Origin of the sequence: Streptomyces violaceorubidus, from assembly GCF_000717995.1 — a bacterium.
Taxonomy (GTDB): domain Bacteria; phylum Actinomycetota; class Actinomycetes; order Streptomycetales; family Streptomycetaceae; genus Streptomyces; species Streptomyces violaceorubidus.
Map to the genome: position 1 here is coordinate 1 of NZ_JODM01000147.1, position 522 is coordinate 522.

Sequence of the window (522 nt, forward strand, 5' to 3'; positions counted from 1 at the left end):
GGCCGGCGGGGCCGGTGCGGACGCGGGTCCAGTCGTGCCGGGCCCCGGCCCGCAGGTGCCGGGCGGGGTGCCGTTCTCGCCCGGGTCCGCTCCCGGCTCCCCGGCGCCGGTGCGTACCGTGTCCGGGATCGACGCCCCGGACACGTCCGCTGTCGGTCCGGGTGCGGGCGCGGGCCGGCCCAGCGGTGCGGGCGCGGGGCAGCCGGCCGCCTCGGGTACCGGGCAGCCGGTCCTCGCCACAGGCACGGGCACGGGCACGGGCGCGGGCGCGGGACAGTCGACCGGTGTCGGGCAGCCGGCCGGTTCGGGTGCCGGGCAGGCAGCCACCGGCACCGGCACCGGCACCGGCGCCGGTCCGGCGGCACGCTCGGGCGGCGGGAGCCAGCCGGCGCGGAACACGGGCCTGCAGGACGCGTCCGACGCGGCGTTGGAGGTGCCCGACGGTGACGCGGTGGGCGGACAGCCGGAGGCCGGCACTGATCCCGCGGTGCCGGCCGCCGGGGCGCAGGGTGCCGCTTCGTC

At 82.0% G+C, this 522-nt stretch carries 1 pseudogene; it reads left to right on the top strand.

What is annotated here, in order from left to right:
• Positions 1–118: 118 nt before the first annotated feature.
• Positions 119–522 (top strand): annotated as a pseudogene (locus IE94_RS37435) (hypothetical protein); the annotation flags it as partial.